General features: G+C 36.4%; 28 protein-coding genes and 1 pseudogene. All 29 read left to right on the top strand.

Going from position 1 to position 19,273, the window contains the following annotated elements:
• The first annotated feature begins 439 nt into the window (after window positions 1-439).
• Window positions 440-904, top strand: a complete 465-nt coding sequence (locus tag ACESLK_RS19455) for a VOC family protein (protein ID WP_373231364.1) — start codon at window positions 440-442, stop codon at window positions 902-904.
• 115 nt (window positions 905-1,019) lie between these two features.
• Window positions 1,020-1,621: pseudogene (locus tag ACESLK_RS19450) on the top strand (SDR family NAD(P)-dependent oxidoreductase).
• A gap of 284 nt (window positions 1,622-1,905) precedes the next feature.
• Entirely contained in the window at window positions 1,906-2,280 is a 375-nt protein-coding gene (locus ACESLK_RS19445) for a VOC family protein (RefSeq protein WP_373231363.1), read from the top strand.
• Window positions 2,281-2,489: 209 nt separating this feature from the next.
• On the top strand, window positions 2,490-2,876 hold the full coding sequence (locus tag ACESLK_RS19440) for an HIT family protein (protein ID WP_373231362.1): 387 nt from the start codon (window positions 2,490-2,492) through the stop codon (window positions 2,874-2,876).
• A gap of 93 nt (window positions 2,877-2,969) precedes the next feature.
• Window positions 2,970-3,353 carry a hypothetical protein gene (locus ACESLK_RS19435; protein WP_373231361.1) on the top strand — a complete coding sequence of 128 codons (384 nt, stop codon included), beginning with the start codon at window positions 2,970-2,972 and terminating at the stop codon, window positions 3,351-3,353.
• A gap of 240 nt (window positions 3,354-3,593) precedes the next feature.
• Complete coding sequence (locus ACESLK_RS19430) at window positions 3,594-4,013, top strand: hypothetical protein (protein ID WP_373231360.1); 420 nt, start codon at window positions 3,594-3,596, stop codon at window positions 4,011-4,013.
• A gap of 153 nt (window positions 4,014-4,166) precedes the next feature.
• The gene (locus tag ACESLK_RS19425) at window positions 4,167-4,718 is read left to right on the top strand and encodes a nucleoside/nucleotide kinase family protein (RefSeq protein ID WP_373231359.1); all 552 of its coding nucleotides are present in this window, start codon (window positions 4,167-4,169) and stop codon (window positions 4,716-4,718) included.
• A 436-nt stretch (window positions 4,719-5,154) separates the two neighbouring features.
• A complete protein-coding gene (locus tag ACESLK_RS19420; RefSeq protein ID WP_373231358.1) occupies window positions 5,155-5,691 on the top strand; it encodes a hypothetical protein in 537 nt (178 codons plus the stop codon).
• Window positions 5,692-5,790: 99 nt separating this feature from the next.
• The gene (locus ACESLK_RS19415) at window positions 5,791-6,333 is read left to right on the top strand and encodes an 8-oxo-dGTP diphosphatase (RefSeq protein WP_373231357.1); all 543 of its coding nucleotides are present in this window, start codon (window positions 5,791-5,793) and stop codon (window positions 6,331-6,333) included.
• Window positions 6,334-6,459: 126 nt separating this feature from the next.
• Complete coding sequence (locus tag ACESLK_RS19410) at window positions 6,460-6,915, top strand: NUDIX hydrolase (RefSeq protein ID WP_373231356.1); 456 nt, start codon at window positions 6,460-6,462, stop codon at window positions 6,913-6,915.
• 72 nt (window positions 6,916-6,987) lie between these two features.
• Window positions 6,988-7,560 carry a histidine phosphatase family protein gene (locus ACESLK_RS19405; RefSeq protein ID WP_373231355.1) on the top strand — a complete coding sequence of 191 codons (573 nt, stop codon included), beginning with the start codon at window positions 6,988-6,990 and terminating at the stop codon, window positions 7,558-7,560.
• A 97-nt stretch (window positions 7,561-7,657) separates the two neighbouring features.
• Window positions 7,658-8,020 carry an NUDIX domain-containing protein gene (locus ACESLK_RS19400; RefSeq protein WP_373231354.1) on the top strand — a complete coding sequence of 121 codons (363 nt, stop codon included), beginning with the start codon at window positions 7,658-7,660 and terminating at the stop codon, window positions 8,018-8,020.
• A 95-nt stretch (window positions 8,021-8,115) separates the two neighbouring features.
• On the top strand, window positions 8,116-8,274 hold the full coding sequence (locus ACESLK_RS19395) for a putative holin-like toxin (protein ID WP_373231353.1): 159 nt from the start codon (window positions 8,116-8,118) through the stop codon (window positions 8,272-8,274).
• A 126-nt stretch (window positions 8,275-8,400) separates the two neighbouring features.
• Window positions 8,401-8,868 (top strand): NUDIX domain-containing protein, encoded by a 468-nt coding sequence (locus ACESLK_RS19390; RefSeq protein WP_373231352.1) that lies wholly within the window; start codon window positions 8,401-8,403, stop codon window positions 8,866-8,868.
• 146 nt (window positions 8,869-9,014) lie between these two features.
• Window positions 9,015-9,638 carry a carbon-nitrogen hydrolase family protein gene (locus ACESLK_RS19385; protein WP_373231351.1) on the top strand — a complete coding sequence of 208 codons (624 nt, stop codon included), beginning with the start codon at window positions 9,015-9,017 and terminating at the stop codon, window positions 9,636-9,638.
• Between the two features lie 146 nt (window positions 9,639-9,784).
• The gene (locus tag ACESLK_RS19380; protein ID WP_373231350.1) at window positions 9,785-10,312 is read left to right on the top strand and encodes a hypothetical protein; all 528 of its coding nucleotides are present in this window, start codon (window positions 9,785-9,787) and stop codon (window positions 10,310-10,312) included.
• An 877-nt stretch (window positions 10,313-11,189) separates the two neighbouring features.
• Window positions 11,190-11,915 (top strand): hypothetical protein, encoded by a 726-nt coding sequence (locus ACESLK_RS19375; RefSeq protein ID WP_373231349.1) that lies wholly within the window; start codon window positions 11,190-11,192, stop codon window positions 11,913-11,915.
• 125 nt (window positions 11,916-12,040) lie between these two features.
• Window positions 12,041-12,403, top strand: a complete 363-nt coding sequence (locus tag ACESLK_RS19370; protein WP_373231348.1) for a hypothetical protein — start codon at window positions 12,041-12,043, stop codon at window positions 12,401-12,403.
• Window positions 12,404-12,752: 349 nt separating this feature from the next.
• On the top strand, window positions 12,753-13,283 hold the full coding sequence (locus ACESLK_RS19365; protein ID WP_373231347.1) for a VOC family protein: 531 nt from the start codon (window positions 12,753-12,755) through the stop codon (window positions 13,281-13,283).
• A 97-nt stretch (window positions 13,284-13,380) separates the two neighbouring features.
• Window positions 13,381-13,962, top strand: a complete 582-nt coding sequence (locus ACESLK_RS19360; protein WP_373231346.1) for a DJ-1/PfpI family protein — start codon at window positions 13,381-13,383, stop codon at window positions 13,960-13,962.
• Between the two features lie 57 nt (window positions 13,963-14,019).
• A complete protein-coding gene (locus ACESLK_RS19355) occupies window positions 14,020-14,508 on the top strand; it encodes a cysteine hydrolase family protein (RefSeq protein WP_373231345.1) in 489 nt (162 codons plus the stop codon).
• 43 nt (window positions 14,509-14,551) lie between these two features.
• Window positions 14,552-15,121 carry a histidine phosphatase family protein gene (locus ACESLK_RS19350; protein WP_373231344.1) on the top strand — a complete coding sequence of 190 codons (570 nt, stop codon included), beginning with the start codon at window positions 14,552-14,554 and terminating at the stop codon, window positions 15,119-15,121.
• Between the two features lie 71 nt (window positions 15,122-15,192).
• Window positions 15,193-15,702 (top strand): NUDIX domain-containing protein, encoded by a 510-nt coding sequence (locus tag ACESLK_RS19345; protein ID WP_373231343.1) that lies wholly within the window; start codon window positions 15,193-15,195, stop codon window positions 15,700-15,702.
• Window positions 15,703-15,904: 202 nt separating this feature from the next.
• Complete coding sequence (locus ACESLK_RS19340; protein WP_373231342.1) at window positions 15,905-16,573, top strand: RCC1 domain-containing protein; 669 nt, start codon at window positions 15,905-15,907, stop codon at window positions 16,571-16,573.
• A 44-nt stretch (window positions 16,574-16,617) separates the two neighbouring features.
• Window positions 16,618-17,232 (top strand): hypothetical protein, encoded by a 615-nt coding sequence (locus ACESLK_RS19335; RefSeq protein WP_373231341.1) that lies wholly within the window; start codon window positions 16,618-16,620, stop codon window positions 17,230-17,232.
• Window positions 17,233-17,507: 275 nt separating this feature from the next.
• Complete coding sequence (locus tag ACESLK_RS19330; RefSeq protein WP_373231340.1) at window positions 17,508-17,963, top strand: GNAT family N-acetyltransferase; 456 nt, start codon at window positions 17,508-17,510, stop codon at window positions 17,961-17,963.
• Between the two features lie 172 nt (window positions 17,964-18,135).
• Window positions 18,136-18,231: a putative holin-like toxin gene (locus ACESLK_RS19325; RefSeq protein WP_373231339.1), complete on the top strand. Its 96-nt coding sequence runs from the start codon at window positions 18,136-18,138 to the stop codon at window positions 18,229-18,231.
• A 217-nt stretch (window positions 18,232-18,448) separates the two neighbouring features.
• Window positions 18,449-18,535, top strand: coding sequence for a zinc ribbon domain-containing protein (locus ACESLK_RS19320; RefSeq protein ID WP_373231381.1), 87 nt, complete (start codon window positions 18,449-18,451; stop codon window positions 18,533-18,535).
• A gap of 34 nt (window positions 18,536-18,569) precedes the next feature.
• Window positions 18,570-19,232, top strand: coding sequence for an HAD family hydrolase (locus ACESLK_RS19315; protein ID WP_373231338.1), 663 nt, complete (start codon window positions 18,570-18,572; stop codon window positions 19,230-19,232).
• Window positions 19,233-19,273: the final 41 nt, after the last annotated feature.

Below are 19,273 nucleotides of genomic sequence, written 5' to 3'. Positions count from 1 at the left end.
GGTCCGTCAGAACTTAGATGGGGGTTCGATGATGTAATTGTCAGCAGGGAAGCGGAATCAGCCGGACACATCCGCATCACCTAACCGCGTTGCAGCCGCCCTTCGGGCTTAAGGTGGTGGGACTTCGTGAACACAAGAACGTTAACTGAAAGTCAGTCTGAGAATAACAAGGGTAAATTTTAGGCTCGCGTTTGCGGGCTAATTTTTTTAGGAACGAAATCATTAATACCCGCGACTAATCTCTGTAAAAGAGATCCTATTTATTGCAGGCGCTGTTAACTTTTAGTGTTGATTTTCCATGTAAAGCTACGTAGAGGTAAGCAAAATAAAAAAGTAAAAAATTACATATAAGTCAAGTGTAGTCATGGTAATATTAGTGGTGATTGGGTGTAGAATGTGATCATTATTAATTTAAGATTTTTCGAGGGAGGAAACTGATATGCAGGAAAATGAAGAAATCAAAGTGGAAGAAAAACTGGAAGACATTACGGGTATAACTTGTATTTATGTACCAGTAAATGATGTTTACGAGTCTATTAAATGGTACCACAAGAATTTAGGATACCAACCTGCAATCAACGATCGTGTCGAGCCTGGGATGGTGATGGCTGTTTTAAATGTCCCTGATCGGAATGGAAACCTGCCTTCACCTGGATTAAGGCAAGTTGTACCCGCTCTATTCCTTCACAAGTCGGACGCAGAAGGCGGTCGATTAGGCTTTTCATGGTCATTGGACAGTGGCAATCCCCATGCAATGGCATGTTTTATTACTCCACGGATCCAAGAGCTAATTGAACGTTTTAAGGAAAACGGAGTGAATATTATAGGAGAACGGGTGACAAGCGGACCAAACATAACGTTCGCTGATCCTGACGGTAACATATGGGAAGTATGGCAACCATAATCGATTAGACAGATCTGTTACGCTGCCGGGATACGATATTTCAATCACCGCCTTTATTAGGGGCGGTTTTTTTCTAAGAGGCCTTAGCAGGGAAGTATTTACCGGCGGTAAGCTAATGAACAATAAACATTTTATTATTACAGGAACATCAAAGGGAATAGGAGAGCAACTAGCAAAGATGCTCCTAGAGAATGGTAGTTATGTATACGGAATTTCAAGAGGTATTTCCGACAATTTAGCAGAGTGCACGAATTACATTCACTTCAATTTTGACTTGAGCAATATTTTAGAAATTGAGCGATTGCTTAATGAAATTCTAGATCAAATCGACATAAATACTTCTGAAATGATATGCCTGATTAATAATGCTGCGATGCTCGAACCTTTGAAATCCATAGAACAATGCAGTGCTGAAGAAATTAATAAGAACCTACAGCTAAAGCTGGAATAAATATGTTTACTCAATGTATTGGGTCAGAACAGTCGAAAAGGCAATATCCTATTGAAATAGTAGCTGTTGACCCAGGAATGGTTGACACAGAAATGCAGAAAATCGCCAGAAGAAAGAATGATCAAGATTTTGAAATGGCGAAATTCTTTAAAGAAGCACATCAAACAGGACAATTACAATCTACAGAAGTACTTGGAAAGCAACTATTAAAAATTATTGATAAGAAATTGGAACCTGGAAAGCTAGTAAAGTACTTTGAAGATTAATTCGGAGAAGGCATTGACATCATCTAACACCATATTCACCCATCGGGGCATTCGCCCCTCGGTCCGGCAGAAGTTAGAAGTGGATTCGAAAAGTTGTTTCAGTAGCATTGAAGCAGAATCAGCCGGACACATCCGCACACCCAACCGCATCGCGGCCAGTCACTTCGTTCCTTTAGGATGGTGGGGCGTCGTGAATACAAACGTTATCTGAAACCGGTGCAAAGAGAATAACAACAGAAATTTATTTTAAACATTAACTAAAAACTATTTGGAGGATGATCAAGATGGAGAAAGTAAAATTATCGGGACCTACCATGGTATTACTTGTAAGAAATTTAGAAGAATCCATCGAATTTTATAAGAGACTTGGATTTACATATGAATTGATTGGTGGACCGGATGTACAACATGTTCATATGAATAGAGATTCAGTTACTTTCATTTTACACCCTGCAAAGAATAAGAGTGATGTTATACCATTCTCCTCAGTTGAGGGCGGATTATATTTTGACGCTTTTTGTTATACTGACGTAAGGATGTTACTTGAAGAATTTAAAACTAAAGGAATAGAAATTGTAGATGGCCCTCATTTAAATGACTTTTTTAGTGAATTTACTATTAAAGATATAGATGGATACCGAATTGCATTTGGTGGGTAAAGTCTGTTTTTAAAGTTATTGGAGCAATAATTTTTGCATGTAATTCGAAGAAGGCACCGGCATCAGATAACACTATGTTCCTGCTTCGCGCCTTTCGCCGATCGGTCTGCCCGAGGGATTTCAGGAAGCGGATTCAGGCAGACACATCGATTGCCCTAAGATAAGAGCTATCTAAGAGGGGATGGACGTCGTGAACACAGAAACGTTATATGAAAGTGATGGAATGCAATTATCAAGACGAAAGGAAATTTATCATGAGCTGTTTTGGTTGTCGATTAGCGAACCAATTAGTAGAAACAAATGTAGTCTTCAAAGATGATTATATTACCTGCATTCTAGACATTGACCCTCTTAATGAAGGGCACACACTAATCCTGCCTAAAACACATTTCAAAGAACTGGAAGAGATAGATGAACCGACATTGAAATCAATTATGAATGCTTCAGTAATAATCACCAAAGCACTTAAAGTGATATACAAACCAGATGGAATTTCAGTAATTCAAAACGGTGGAATATTTAATGATTTAGATCACTATCATATGCATGTATTTCCAAGGTATAAGGATGATGGATTCGGATGGGAAGAACCATGAAATAAATCAAAAACAGATTTAGAACAAGTAAAGTCGAGTATTATTAAAGTGTTAAATATATATTGAGAGCAGAACTAAATTGGGGGCTTGAATATGTTTGTATTCGAATCAGCAATAATTTTCTCTACTTTAATTGGGATTGTGATAATATTCCAACTACTGTTAGCGGTAGGTATGCCTTGGGGAAGCTATGCAATGGGGGGAAAGTTTCCCGGTAAATATCCACCAGCTATGCGTATAGCTTCTTTTTTACAGTCTATTATTCTAACATTTATTGCCTCAATAGTATTAAGTGAGTCAGGTATAATGTATCCTGATTGGCTTTCTTTCACAAAAACAGCTATCTGGTTTGTTGTTTCTTTTTCGGTGATTGCAACAATACTGAACTTGATTACAAAGAGCGTATGGGAAAGAAGAATTTGGGCACCTGTATCTTTGTTACTGCTCATAACAAGTATTATTGTAGCTATTGGATAACTTATTTTTGCATGTTTACTCTAAGAAGTGCTGAATCTTCTAACAATGTGTTCACGCAACGAGGCATACACCCCTCGGTCCTGAAAGATAAGTCGAGGAAGTGAATGCCGGGATACATCCGCACCACGGCCAGTCACTTCGTTCCTTTAGGGTGGTGGGGCGTCGTGAATACCAGAACGTTATATGCAACCGGCGAAAAGACATAGTAATTCCAAATACATACACCCAAAGGATGATATTATGACGCAATATACAGTTGCTGATATGATGCGTGCTTATGCAGAAGATGCTATAGATCTTGCAAAACAATTAAATGTAGAATTGAACTTTTCTGAAGAGAGTTTAAGTAAACTAGATCAGAATCTTGAACAGTATCATAACGGGATTCCAAAAGGGCTAAAGAAATTATTTTCTAAAGGACCATCTGAAGAACAAATTACCCAAATGGCAAAGATTTGGGGCGGATACTTAGGGGAAACAATTATAAGACAACTAGGTGGAGATTGGGCTATGAGCAATACATTCGATAATGCAATTGCTGTAAAAATAGGAACCACTGAAATATATCCACCTGCAAAAATATATAAGAGAATAATCAATGGAACAGAAGACAATGTAGATATTTATTTCAAAGTGCTTAAACAAGATTTTGCAAGTTAATTCGAGAGGTCACCGGACAACCATGCGAACCTAACCGCTCACGGCCGCCCCGTTGGGGCTTAAGGTTCTAGGGTTCGTGAATACAAGAGACGTTAGACGAAACTCTTGAAACAGGACAAAATACAGCACTTGTGCCAGGAGGCTAAAAGCATAATGAAAAATACTACACCTAAGATAATTGCCATTGCAGCTGTATCCGGTGGAGGTAAGACCACTATTACTTCCCGTCTTGGCCAAGTTCTAAGAAATTCAAAAACCATATTTTTCGATGATTATGACTTCGAAGGACCCGTCGATATCATAGACTGGGTTGAGCGAGGTGCTGACTGTAATGAGTGGTACATAGATCCATTAATTTCTGATATACATAATTTTGTTTCTTCAAAAAATGTGGAGTTTATATTATTAGATTATCCGTTTTCAAGACTACACGATAAATTGAGAAACATTGATTTAACAATATTCATAGATACACCTCTTGATATAGCAATGGCAAGAAGAATATTGAGGGACTATAAAAACAGCAATGTAGAGGTTATCCTAGGTGAATTAAGCAATTATTTATCTCGTGGGAGAATTGGATATGAAATTATGTTGAAGAATATAAAACCGAAATCGGATTTGATTATTGATGGTTCGCTATCAGTTGATGAAATAGTAAAGATAATGTGCAAAGAAATTAATAAGAACGGAGATCAAGCATAATCGAAGAAGCCAAGAGCTCGTCAAACACCACATTCACGCAGCGGATCGGCTGGCGCAGGGTTGTCCGCTGAATCCACTTCCTCGAAATTGCTTCTTACGGACCCGACTAACTGCTCAAGCGCAGCCGACCCTTTGGGCCTTAAGTCGGTGAGGGTTCGTGAAATACAAGAACGTTATACGCAATTACTGAAGTACTTAAGTTTAAGAGAAGGCAGTGATTTTTATCAGTGAATCTATCACTCAAATCGCTAATACATTGAACAAGGAAGCAGATTCAGCCGGACACACCCGCACTACCCAACCGCATCGCGGCACGCCAATGGCGTGAAATATCTAAAAAAGGTGATAAATCATGTTACTCAGATTGTTTAAGAAGATATTGGGTTCAAAGGATAAAACCGAGCTACATCGACCAGGTGATTTCATTGTCATACAGTTGAACGATAAAATTATGCCAATTGATAGAGGAGAATTTTACGAGGATCCCCTTGATGATTTTTTACAAACAAACAATTATGGTGAAATTACAGGAGGCGGAACTATGCAAGCACAGTCTGGAGAGATTGGATATTGTGATATTGAGATTCTAATCTATAACGGAAATGACTATAGGAAAGTTATCGGTGATATTGCTAATATTCTGGAAGATTTAGGGGCACCAAAGGGATCCCATATAACTATAGAAAACACAAAGGAACAAATAACCTTTGGGAAGAAAGAGGGAATAGCGATTTATTTGGATGGAATAAATTTGCCGAATAGTGTATATGAACAGTCTGATTCAAATGTTGTGCTAGAAGAATTATCTAAATTAATTAGTTATGATGGAGATGTCCAAAGATACTGGCAAGGAAATACCGAGACTGCATTATATTTCTATGGAGATTCCTTTGATGAAATGAAGAACGCAATATCAGAATTCATAAGTACATATCCATTATGCCAGAATGCAAGAATATTTCAAATTGCATAGGCAACAAGTAAGGTAAAATTCGGAGAAGCCAGACACGTCGTATAACACCGAAAGATCCGAGAGCATTAATAAAACAATAGACATTAATGGGGGTTCTGGATGTCAGTCGTCGTAAATTACAAGATTTTAACCTTGACTATGATTCATGATGGAAATCGAATATTATTATTAAATCGTCCGAAAGAATTGGGATTTCCAGGATACATTGCCCCCGGAGGTAAAGTAGATTTTCCAGAGAGTATTGTTGATGGTGCCATTCGAGAAGTAAAAGAAGAAACAGGGTTAATCGTAAAAGAAATAATTTATAAAGGTTTGAATGATTTTTGTGAAGTAAATTCTGGACTTCGATATATGGTCTTCAACTACCTGGTTACGTCCTTCGAGGGGGAGTTACTTGAAAATCCCCCAGAAGGGGAATTAATTTGGGTAGAAAAAGATCAAATTGATAAACTTCCAATGCAGGACTGGTTTCGAAATAGAGTACCACTATTCTTCAAACCAGGTGTATTTGAATTATCTACAGTTTGGGATGAAAAAAATAATAAGGAGTTAAATAAAACCATGAAACACTATTTTGAGGGTCAAATCGAAGGTCGTTGGAGAAAACCAATTGAACAAGACATTAAGGAGAAGCAAGGTTAACAGTCAATCCTGATGATAACGAGTTTGTAATAATGAGCATATTGGTACAAGAATATAAAGCACTTGCTAAAGTAAATTCGAATCAAAGAAATAACAAACAAATACATAAAGAAACTAGGAGAACAAATGGGATATGTAATGGATTTAAGAAAGATTGTTGGATCGCGGCCATTAATAGTGCCCGGAGCTTGTGTACTGATTTTTAATGAGTCTAGACATTTATTATTACAAAGAAGAACAGATAGTTTCGATTGGGGAACAATTGGCGGATCTTTAGAGCTGGGTGAATCTTTAGAAGAGGCAGCACAGCGTGAACTTTATGAAGAAGCAGGATTAAAGGCAAAGTCATTTAAATTTATTACTCTATTTTCTGGTAAGGATATGTACTACCGGTATCCTCATGGGGATGAGATTTACAATGTGATAGCAATTTATGAAGCAGTAGGCGTCGAAGGAACACCTAAGATTAATGACGATGAAGGTCTTGAACTTAAATATTTTTCACTTGATGAGCCAATACCAGAGTTAAATCCATTTACAGAACTATATTTAAGGAAATCAGGATATATCAGTAAGTGGTGAGGGTTCGTGAATAAAAAAACGTAATGTGAAATCACAGTAATATAATAATGTAAGCATCTCAAGGAGGTTTGTATGAAGACCATTATTTATATGGTTAGGCATGCTGAATCACCATACACTGAAGGAAACGAAAGAACAAGAGGTCTTACCCCCAAGGGTAAGGTAGATGTTGAAAGAGTAACAGAGATACTTATGGATGAAGGAATAGACATTATTATATCAAGCCCTTATACCCGAGCAATCCTAAGTGTTGAGGGATTAGCTCGACAGTTAAACTTAAATATTAAAACATTTGAAGATCTAAGGGAACAGCATTTTGCAGGAGAAGATTATATTATTGAAAAAACAGAGTTAATGTCTATTATTAGAGAGAAGTTTAATGACCTTGACTATGCCTTGCCGGGAGGGGAGTCTAACGCTGTTTGCCAGAATAGATCGATCGCAGTGCTAAAAACCATATTAAAAGAATACGAAGGGAAAAAAATTGCTATTGGAACACACGGTCTTGTAATGACTTTGATGATGAATCATTTTGATTCAAATTATGGTTTAGATTTTTTGAATCAATTAAAGAAACCGGATATCTATAAAATGAAATTTGAAGACTTAGAGTTAAAAGAAGTAACAAGACTATGGAATGAATGATAAGTCGGTGAAGTAGTTGCCGGAACGTCCGCACCACCACGGAAACGTTATGTGAAATTCGGGGAAAAATGATATCTGGATTAGCATAGAACAGGAGTTGATATTTATTATTTCTCAGGCTGTGATCGTACAGGATAATAAAGTGCTTATGGTTCGTCAGCGTGTTCAAAGAGGCGATATCGTGTGGAACTTCCCTGGTGGAGGAATCGAAGAAGGTGAAACTCTCGAGGATGCTTGTATACGAGAAGTGAAAGAAGAAACGGGATATGAAGTGCGGATTATATCAGAGATGTTTTTCGACGAAGAGAAATATACATACAGAGCAGAAATCATTTCAGGTACGGAAGGAACAGATAAAAGTATAAAAGACAATGAAGATATAATAGAAATCGCATGGATACCGCTATCAGATTTAATAAAATTTGATACATACACAAGACCCATAATTGATTTATTATAAGCGGACTCGAAAAATTACGTTGAGGTAAGAATGGTATAATAAGATCACAATTAAATCTTGGGTGGGCATGGTTTCCCTTCGAAAGGAGGTGAACTATGGAAATAAAAGACGAAATATCGATCATAATTTTGTTTGCATCGTTGATCATTGCCCTTTTAACTTACATAGGAAATAACAACAAGAGAAAGTTAAAACCCACCCCAAGGTTGAAGCCGCAGGTGGGTTTTTGCCGTCTAGAACCTAGAAGGGAGTAACCCATCCAAGCCAATTGCGTGGTCGAGTGTTCGGCAGAAGTTAGAGGGTGGTGGGGCGTCGTGAATACCAGAACGTTATCTGAAATCCCCGCGAAACATTAAACACAAGTGAGGAAGAACAATAGAATGAGTCATTGGTATGAATTAAATGAAATAGATCATGAACCAATTAAGTTTGCAGTTTTGATCGCTAAATTCAAAAACCAATTCATCATAATTAATAACAAGAAACGAGGAGGTTGGGAGATCCCAGGAGGCAATAGAGAAGAGGGAGAAACGATTTTACATACCGCAAGTCGAGAATTATTTGAAGAAACAGGGGCAATAAGATTTGATTTAACACCTTTCGGTATATATCAATGGAATGGGAGCTTTGGTATGGTCTTCTTTGCCGAGGTTCAGGTGATTAACGACTTACCAGAGTTTGAAATTGAGGAAATAAAGTTTGAAGATGTATTACCTGAAGGAATGAATTTTGGAGATATGTTTTATATTTTTTCCGATAAATGGAATAAGGTTAAAGATAAGAAATTAAAGAAATATAGCGTTGAAATTAAGGAATTAAATAAGGTAAATGAAATATTGATTTTATGAGCTGCTCGATGAAAGTGGTAGCCGGACACACCTGCACCACCTAACCGCATCGTGGACGGGACTTCGTCCCTTAAGGTGGTGTGGTGTCGTAAATATCAGAACGTTATCAGAAAGTCGCTTAAATTCGTAAACATCGGAGAGATAACATGAACATTATAATTGCACAACCCCGGTTAGAGAAAGAGCTAAAGCAACTAGAAGCTGAAATTAATGCTCATCCAGACGCAGATGTGGTTATCTTTCCAGAAGGATATATTAATCACAATATCGAGCTCGCATGTGAATTTGCTCGAAAAAACTCAATTATTATTATTTCAGGACATAAGAAGCCGAAAGATAGAGCAATAATAATCGATCGAGAAGGCAGGCTTCTTCTCGATCGAGCTAAATATGATAATTCAACAATAGTAGAGACAGAAGGTATTCATATTGGTTTAATGCTTTGCGATGAATTAGTCATTCAAGGCATGAGTAATATGAAACCTACAAAAATAAATTTCATTGTCCATCCTATTGGTGTCGGGATGTTTAGTGAGGATCAATTTGCTGAATGGATTAATGAAGTCAAGAAATTAGCAACGCAATATAACACAATGATAATTGGAGCAAGCCATGCAGATGGATCGTTTAGGGATAGTGATATTTCAATTCCAATCTCTTACTGTATTGATAAGGAAGGCATGGTCATATTTTTATCAAAAAATGATGTCAGAACAAGAATTTTGAATACCGAATCAAGACAAGTAAGAACAATTGGAGTGCAACTGTAAGTAACTCAGGATGACCCGACCATCTGATAACACCATATTCACGTATCGAGGCGTTCGCCGCTCGGTCCGGCAGAAGTCAGATGTGGTAGTGGGGCGTCTTGAATACCAGAACGTTAGATGAAATAACCGTAAGAATAGGAGAAGACATGAAACAACTTAGATTACTAATAATTTTTATTTTTCTCTGCTTATTCATGGGAGGTTGCAATAGCAATTCAATAGATGAAGCATTTCAAAAACAATACCCTAATAATAACTATGAACTACTTTATATAGACCAAGTAGAAGAAAAGAAAATTGGTTTATACAAGGCACCGTTTGATAATGGCAATATTGGAATCGGAGTAGCAATATTTGAAGGAAAAGATAAGGATGGTTGGAAGGTAATTGATGCATATTCTCATTATTCATCTTCCAAAGTCATTATCGAGGCTGGAAGAATTCATTTAGATCAGAAAGGGAGCTTTAGAATCTTATATGGTTTAATTGATACTCCAAATATAACAAAGATTGAAGTTACAGATAAACATGGAGAAATTACCGAAGCGAATATAATAAATACTAACTGGAAGAGAATATGGTATGCGATCGCTGACATTAATGAAATGAAAGTAAAAGCATATACTAAAGATGGAAAAGTAGCAGTTGAAGTTCCCTACAAAGATAAAGAATAATCAAGAAGCCAAGTTACTTTTCGAGAAAGCGGTATCAGGACAACCCTACACTGGTTATGTCCGTTGGACCCAAGGCTAGCGCCATTTAAGAGCCAGTGAGGGTTCGTGAATACAACAACGTTATCGGAAATCTGCGTGAAATAATAAGACAAGGAGTCTTGATATGGTCTTCAGTATACTGTTATTAATAATCATTATGACTCTCCAGATCCTTTATCTAAAGGGTGGGAACAAATTGAAGTCACTAGTTACAGTTAACGGAATATTATTGTTTGTTCTAGTGCTTGTCGGATTTCTATACATAGAGCTAATTCTAGTACTTCCAATTGTATGCATTATCTTACTTGCAAAAAGGTATAAGTTTGTTAGCTCTAATGTCCTTTCTTTTTTGATGAGTTTAGTATTATTCTTCATAGTAGTTTATTGTCAATTTTTTAATGGCATTCTCTCAATGAATTCCTCGGATTTTTATAAGGTCTACAATAAAGCTAATTACCACCACGAATTCTTTCCAATAAAGATAAAGCAATCAAAGAACCAGTTTATTATTTACTCAGTGGAACTCGCCATTAGATGGAAGGAGAAACCCTTTCAAGAAACTGTATGGTTAGATGGTAAGGAACTATTATATAGTCATGATAAATGTGGTTTCGGTGAAATGTGTGCCTATGAGTATAAATACGGCTCTAATAAACCGTACAATTTTCCTTAAGCAAATTCAGTTAAGACGAATCCGACCAGATGGCAGCATCATCCATTCACCTAACCGCATCGCGGCTTATCGAGATCGTGCTAGTCGCACGTCTCGTGCAACTTAAGGGGAATGGACGTCGTGAACACGGAAACCGTTATGTAACATTCTTATTGGGGTGAAAACATGAAAGAAAAAATAATTCTAGATATTAGACTTTTTGAGGAAAGGTCTCAAGGAAGAAACCCTAATTACATTGGGGAATTATACACTGTTGATAAATCAATATTTTTTAATTGCGATCGGTATGCAAGAAAGCTTCGAGAACTGGGTTTTATTACAGGTGATTTTAATCATGTTTATTTAGTCCAAACACCATACTTAGAGGATGGTGTTATTATTGAATCTGAACAACAACCTGAAAAATGGTTGAAGTATTATTATATTGGTGTATCACCTGAAATATATAATCAAAAATCTGAAGAAGAGAAACAAAATTTTACTCTAGAACTAACTACTAATGTCTTAAAGTCTATTGCTACAACTGAAGAACAACGAATAATTGTTGATCGAGTATATTGCATGCTATCGAAAGAAAAGAGCTCGTTAGAAATTATCCACTTAACTAAGCAAACCAAAAAATATGAACTAGTAATTAGTTATCAAATAAGACCATTAAATATGACATCCCGAGCACTTATCGAATATAAAGATTTGCATAATCAAGTGAAAAGGAAATCTTCATTTTTAGAACTGAAAACGTATGAAGATATTTTTTACTTAATTTCCTCAATTACAATCTTGAACGAAGTCATATATATGAAGCCAAGACAATCGGAAACAGCAAATTATCATATTAAATCTTATAAAACACCAATAGCAATAAGTATTGATGAAATACCAATTGTTTAGAATGTCATTGAAGAGGAATGTTACATAACAGCGTATTCACGCCTCGGGCCATTCGGCCTTCGGTCCGCCCGTGGCATTTCGAGGAGTCTAACTTTATTAATTAAACAATAAGGAGATGAAGGTAAATGGAAGTAGAAATGTATGGACTATGGATATATATTATCTACTTAATAATTCCTTTATTTCTGGGATATAAAGTTGCCTCAAAAATTTATATTATACAAGGAAATGTAGGAATGAGTATAGTTTTAGGGATTTTATTTAATCTTATGTTTTATATAGTTGGGATTGTTCTATGGTTGATCTTTTGCTTTACAGCAGATATTGGTTGGTCAATAGAAACATTTCCTGTAGGAGGAATAATTATAAGTATATTTGCCTTTTCAATTGCCACAATAACTTTGCCTGTCGCCTTCATCTCAAGACTTAAAAAATTAATTGAAATGAGAAAAGTTCAGAAAATAATAGAGGATAACGATCAGTTCTGAATGAAAAAAACATAGAGAATACTCAAAGAAGAAACGACATCGACATCACATAAACGACATCGACATCACATAAAACCATATTTATGCTCGGTAGACAAGTTGCCTCGGTCCAGAAGAAGTTAGAAGAGGATTCGACGAGGCAGGACAATTGGGGCAGCAAGTATGGGCGCTCCTACTTTTTTTGTATTCTTTGGTATTGTCTTCGTTGGATCAGCCATTATTCAAGGAATATTTCATTTCAAGAACGCGGCTGGAACTAATCGTATGTCTTTGTTAGATATAACTTGTACTAAATGCGGAAAAGAATTAAGGAAAAGAGCGAAAACTATCTAGTTTGGGGGATAATTCGATGAAGATTAAAGAAATTAAGTTACTTACCAACAACATAGATGCCGTAAGAGATTTCTATAACAAAATACTCGACTTACCTATAATAACTGGATCAAACTCTTTCGTGACATTCCAAGTTGGTAAGTCTCAATTAACATTTAATAAAACCGAAACAATTATAGAACCTTATTATCACTTTGCATTTAATATCACTGAGTATAAGGTACTTGAGGCAATTAATTGGATAAATCGTAAAGGAATAATAATCAATAAAGTAAACAATAATGATCTGGTTTATTCTCAAACATGGAACTCAGATTCTATATATTTCTATGATTCAGTTGGAAATATCGTTGAGTTTATTGCAAGACATAATCAAAAAAATCAAATCTCAAATGAATTTAATTATTGGGATTTAATAAATATAAGCGAAATTGGGCTCCCTGCAAGAGATGTTAATACTCTATCAAATATCATTCAAGAACAATATAAAGAACAAGTATATCTGTCTAGTGATTCTTTGTTCGCACCGATTGGAACAAGAAAGTAGAGGTGTTTCCACTTGAAGCAGTATTAGCTGCTGATAGAAATGAGATAAGTCGATTATTGGATTATCCTTATATAATAAAGACAGAGAGGTTACCCATATGAAGATTGGTTTTGTGCTCTTTAACGGAATCACGTTTTTAGACTTTATTGGATTTTATGATGTTATCTATCGGCTGAATTTGTTTGAAGAAACTAAAGGAACAACTTGGGACATTTGTGGACTCTCAGAAGAAATATCCGATGAATTAGGATTAACAATTAAAGTAAACAAGATCAAACCAGACCTATCAGAATATGATTTATTATTTGTCCCTGGAGGGATGGGAACAAGAAAGCTTAGATTTGATGAGGAATTTATTTCATGGTTACGACAAGCAGATAAAGTTAATTACATAGTGTCAGTTTGTACAGGTTCACTTTTACTGGGAGCTGCAGGATTACTAAAGAATAAGAAAGCAACAACCCATCCCAATGCTTATGAATTATTAGAACCATACTGTAAAGAAGTTATTAAAACTAGGATTGTGAAGGATGGAAACTTGATAACTGCTGGGGGAGTAACGACATCAATTGATCTAGCCTTGTATATAGTTGAGCTCTTTATAAACAAGGAAGCAGTTGAAATCATTAAGAAACAAATTGACTATCCATATGAAATACAAGGGATTATTGAGGTGTAGGTAACACAAAGATAACAGGTAAATCATCGAACACAAAAGCATAAGGGGAGACTTACAGTGAAAATTGGACTCTTAATTGTCGATATGCAAAAAGTCTTTTTACAAGATCAAATAGAAAAACTTAATGTTGAAAGAGCATGTGAACACATAAACTATGTCGCAGAACTACTTCGTTCAAAAAACCATTGCGTTATACATATTCAGGATATTGAAGGAGCTGAAGATCTTAACTCTGAATTACTCGATATCGTCTCTGAGATCAAAGTCGAACAAAATGATATCAGGATAACAAAAGAAGAATCGAATGCATTTTGGAATACAGAATTAGAACAGATTTTATTAAAGCAAGAAATTGGTTTAGTTATTGTGGCAGGTTTTGCGGCAGAGCATTGTGTTCTCTTCACCTATAATGGTGCAAAAGAAAGAGGGTTTAAAACAGTGATTCTCCAAAATGGAATATTAAGTAATAATAGTGATGTGATTAATATTACATATCGTGATAGAAACATAATTTCTTATCCTGTAATTGAGTTTATAGTGAAATAAATGAAATCATTGCTTGTTTGATCAAGTAGTTCAGGAGGAACCAATGAAAACAATTATCTATATGGTTCGACATGCTGAGTCTCCATTTGTATTTGGTCATGAAAGAACAAGGGGACTATCAGAACAAGGAATGAACGATGCCAAGAGGATTCCGAATCTTTTTGTAAATTTGAATATTGATGCTGTTTTTTCAAGTCCATATACAAGAGCTGTTCAAACTGTTCAGTTTTTAGCAGAGTCAAAGGGGCTGCAAATAACGGAGCATGAAGAATTAAAAGAAAGACCCATTAAGGGATTAGGTTACAAGGTTACTGAAGATGAACTAATAAAGGCAATTGAGCAGTCATTTATTGATAAGGAATTTTGCTTAGCAGGGGGAGAATCAACCAAAACTGCACAAGAAAGAGCAATACCCTTAATTGAAAGACTGATAAATGAATTTGAAGGTAAAGAAGTAGTCATTGGAACACATGGAAACATAATGACCATAATAATGAATTATTATAATAACGACGAATATGGATTTGATTTTTGGCAGAGCACATCGAAGCCCGATGTATACAAATTGACATTTAAGAGAAATGAATTAGAGAACGTAGAGAGAATTTGGTAGCTGACTCGAAGAAGGCAAAGACATCATCTAAGAGCAAAGAGAGATGCAGCCCGTTAAAGATCAGAAAAGGAATGATTATCATAGAAATCCGGCAGATGGCTACCGCCTACTTGTTTAGGGACAACAAAGTTCTAATGATGAAGAAGTTCAGCAGCAAGCTATATAACTCTGAATTTTGGAGTGGTCTTGGAGGTCATCTTGAACCCGAAGAACTTAATCACCCAAAAGAAGCTTGTCAAAGAGAAATACACGAAGAATCGGGAATTTCTAAGTCTGAATTGCTGGAATTATCACTAAGATACATCCTCATAAGACTTAAAGAAGATGAAATAAGACAACAATATGTATATTTTGGAAAGACAAACAAGAAAGAACTAATTGCTTCAGAAGAAGGGGAATTGTTTTGGATTAATATAGATGAAGTAATGGGACTTCATCTATCTAGAATAAACAAATTTATGATTGAACACTATTTAGAAAACCCTAATAAACAAGAAATAATTGTAGGCACAATAACAATTAATAGTGAACAAGAACCAGAAATACAGTGGTCAGAGCTTAGAGATCCAATGATTTTCTAGCAATTGAAGAAGGTTCAACAACTAACATTCTGTAGCTCAATGATTGAAGTCTAACGTGAATCGTACCGCTGTTTGGAAATAACTCTAATACTGATATTGATTGGTCAAATTTATTGGCCATGGATAGGGCCGCGCCAGGATTATCAAGCAAAATTTAATGGATGATATTGGATATTTCTTCTTGTTTTCAAGGAGGTGAGACATGGATTACATTTCACCGAAAGAAGCGGCGTTAAAGGTGAAACGCTGGCCTAAAGATACCATAGCGGCGGGTCGTCGTCATACCGTTGGGCTTAAATCTGACGGAACGGTGACGGCTGTGGGTGATAATAAATATGGCCAATGTGAGGTAAGCGGCTGGCGCGATATTGTGGCGGCCGCGGCTGGTAATGTTCATATGGAGACGAACACGGGTAATGCTCATACAATCGGTCTTAAATCTGACAGTACTGTGGCGGCTGTAGGTTGGAATAAGCATGACCAATGCGATGTAAACGACTGGCGCGATATTGTGGCGGTTGCGGCGGGTTGGCGTCGTACCATTGGGCTTAAATCGGATGGCACGGTGGTAGCAGTGGGCCGAAATAATGAAGGTGAATGCAATGTAAGCGGCTGGCATGATATTGTGGCGGTCGCGGCGGGTGACTGGCATACCATCGGCCTTAAATCGGACGGCACGGTGGCGGCTGTGGGTTGGAATGAGCATGGCCAATGCAATGTAAGTGGCTGGCACGATATTGTGGCGGTTGCGGCGGGTTGCGCTCACACTCTCGGCCTTAAATCGGACGGCACGGTGGTTGCTGTGGGTGATAATGAATATGGCCAATGCGATGTAAGCGGCTGGCGCGGCATCCAACTGCACGGCAATTAGTTTTTGTAAGAACGTAATTTCGTTTTCGAGAAAGGAATAAAATAATGAGTTGGAACCAAGCATTAGAAACATTTTGTGATCTTTACTCTAAATCTTATTTAGATTGTAAATGGATAATAGTCGGCTCTGTTGGCTCCGTATTGCAAAGAGCTGATATGACTCCAAATGATCTAGATATTTATGTTCAGGATTTAGACGATGTGATCAAGTTAGCAACACTATTAGAACAATTTTGTTTGAGAACGAAATGTGAGCTTTCATATTTTGACTCAGAATGGCATTCGTCATTAGAAGAACCCTATTTTACTCAAAACTTTCCTTCTGGTTTCACTTGGACTAAAGGGAAGTGGAAAATACATAATTTTAATGTAGAAGTTGTGCAGATATCAGACTCAGCAGGAATACCTGATTCTGATTCAGGTGATGGAATTTGGGAAGGCGGTAAACACATTTGGTCACTAGCCAAATATGTTGATTTTGAGAATCATAACGTACCAATAGTTCCATTAGAAATTCAACTTGAATCGAATTTAAGAAGGAACAGGCAAGATCGAGCGGATGCTATTATTAATGCATTAAGAACAAATGGATATGACAGTGAATTATTATTTAAAGCTTTATCAAACATACATAAAGAGCTTCTGAAAGAATATTTTTAGTATCACTTCGAAGTTAGGACCTTCGGTCCCGCTCGTTATATATTGCAGCCCTACTTATTAATACCAATGTCTTTGTATCTTGCGGCTACGCCACGGTTTCAATTTGTGGGATTAGTATTTCCTATATTCTATGTAGGATCGGCAATATGTATAAGAAAGAATAAGAGAATACTGGCATTTGTATTAAATTCGCCAATATACTTTGTTATTTGTTGGCTCGGATTTGTAGTTTTGAGTTATACAGATGCATCACATACTACTTTCTACATGAAGGAATGAGTAAGATGAGTTTGATTCTAAGAAGAGCCATTGAAAACGACCTGAAAATTCTGGCTCAAATGAATAAAAAATTAATTGATGATGAAGGCAGCTCAAACCCAATGTCTATTCAGGAACTCGAAGAAAGAATGAAGAGCTGGTTCTTATTGGATTGGAATATTGATTTGATTTGTAATGACGCGCAGATCATTGGCTATGCACTTTATCAATATAGGGAGAATCAAAACGATAAGGAACAAGAAGAAGTCTTTTTAAGACAATATTTTATTAACCCTGACTTCCGGAATCAAGGATTCGGTCAGGCAGGAATAAAACTACTATTAGAAAAACGATTTAAACCTGATCAAACGATAATCATTGATGTATTAGAGAGCAATCCAAGAGGGATTAATTTCTGGAAGAAAGCCGGATTTACTCCTTATTGTACGACAATGAAGATAAAGAACATATAATTATGAGGGTAACTCAGAGATCCTTCGCATAACAATAATCAACGCATAATAGATACACTTCGTAACAACAACGTGCAAACATATGTTCTATTTTTGTCTGAAGAAGAATGGTATAATATAAATACAATTGAATCTTGGGTGGGTATGGTTTCCTTCGAAAGGAGGTGAGGCCATGGAGATAAAGGACGCAATAACGATCATGATTCTTTTTGCATCGTTAATCATTGCTCTTTTAACATACATCGGAAATAACTACAAGAGAAAGTAAAATCCCACCCCAAGGTTGACCGCCGAAGGTGGGATTTTGAACCTTTATAACCTAGAAGGGGATAACCCATCCAAGCCAATTGTATAGCCGAGTGTTAGCCGCACTCGGCTTCTTACTTAAAATGATAACACAAAAGTACTCAGAAATAAACTATTTGAAATATATGTAAGACACGATATTTAATTTGGTGAAGGTTCGTTATTAAACCAATAATGTAATTTATGAAGAATGCCCTGCATGTGGGCATAACGTAAAGCAGAATGAAACGATTTGTCCTGAATGTGGATTAAAATTAATAGAATAGACGCGATAGACATACCTAAACGCTGGAGGGAAAAATGAATAATATTAAAGCAATAATCTTTGATTTAGATAACACAATTCTAGACCGAACAAGTACCTTCAGAAGTTTCACTAACTCATTTTTAAGAAGTTATTTTGGTCATTTGGAAATGACACAAGATATTTTCGATCGAATCATCCATCTTGACCAAGATGGATACAAAGATAAACAGGAATTATTTTCAGAACTACTGGAAGAATTACCATGGAGAGTAAAGCCATTAATAACCGAATTATTGGATTTCTACAGTGCTGAGTATGTTAGGAATGCAGTATTAATGGAGCATGCCAGAGAAGTTGTACAGCATATAAGAAAGAAATATAAAACAGGGCTAATAACAAATGGGAAGACCTTGATTCAATATGGGAAGATCGATCACTTAGGGATAAGGAATGAATTTGACCTGATTATTGTTTCAGAAGAAGCTGGAATCAAGAAACCGGATCCCAGAATATTTAAATTGGCATTAAAGCAGCTAGAATTGAAACCAGAAGAATGTATTTATATAGGAGATCATCCTGTAAACGATATTGAAGGAGCATCAAAAATTGGAATGGAAACGATATGGATGAAAGTAAATCAACCTTGGAAAAATGGGCTAAAAGCAAAGCCATTACACCAAATTGATAGATTAAGTGCATTGCTCAAGCTGATTTAAGAAGAGAAATATCTGGGTGTTGTATTTACATTTCTATAAAA

It is taken from the genome of Cohnella sp., assembly GCF_041640265.1.
GTDB lineage: Bacteria > Bacillota > Bacilli > Paenibacillales > Paenibacillaceae > Cohnella.
Note: the sequence above shows the minus strand (reverse complement) of the source record. Positions and strands in the feature narration are given on the sequence as shown.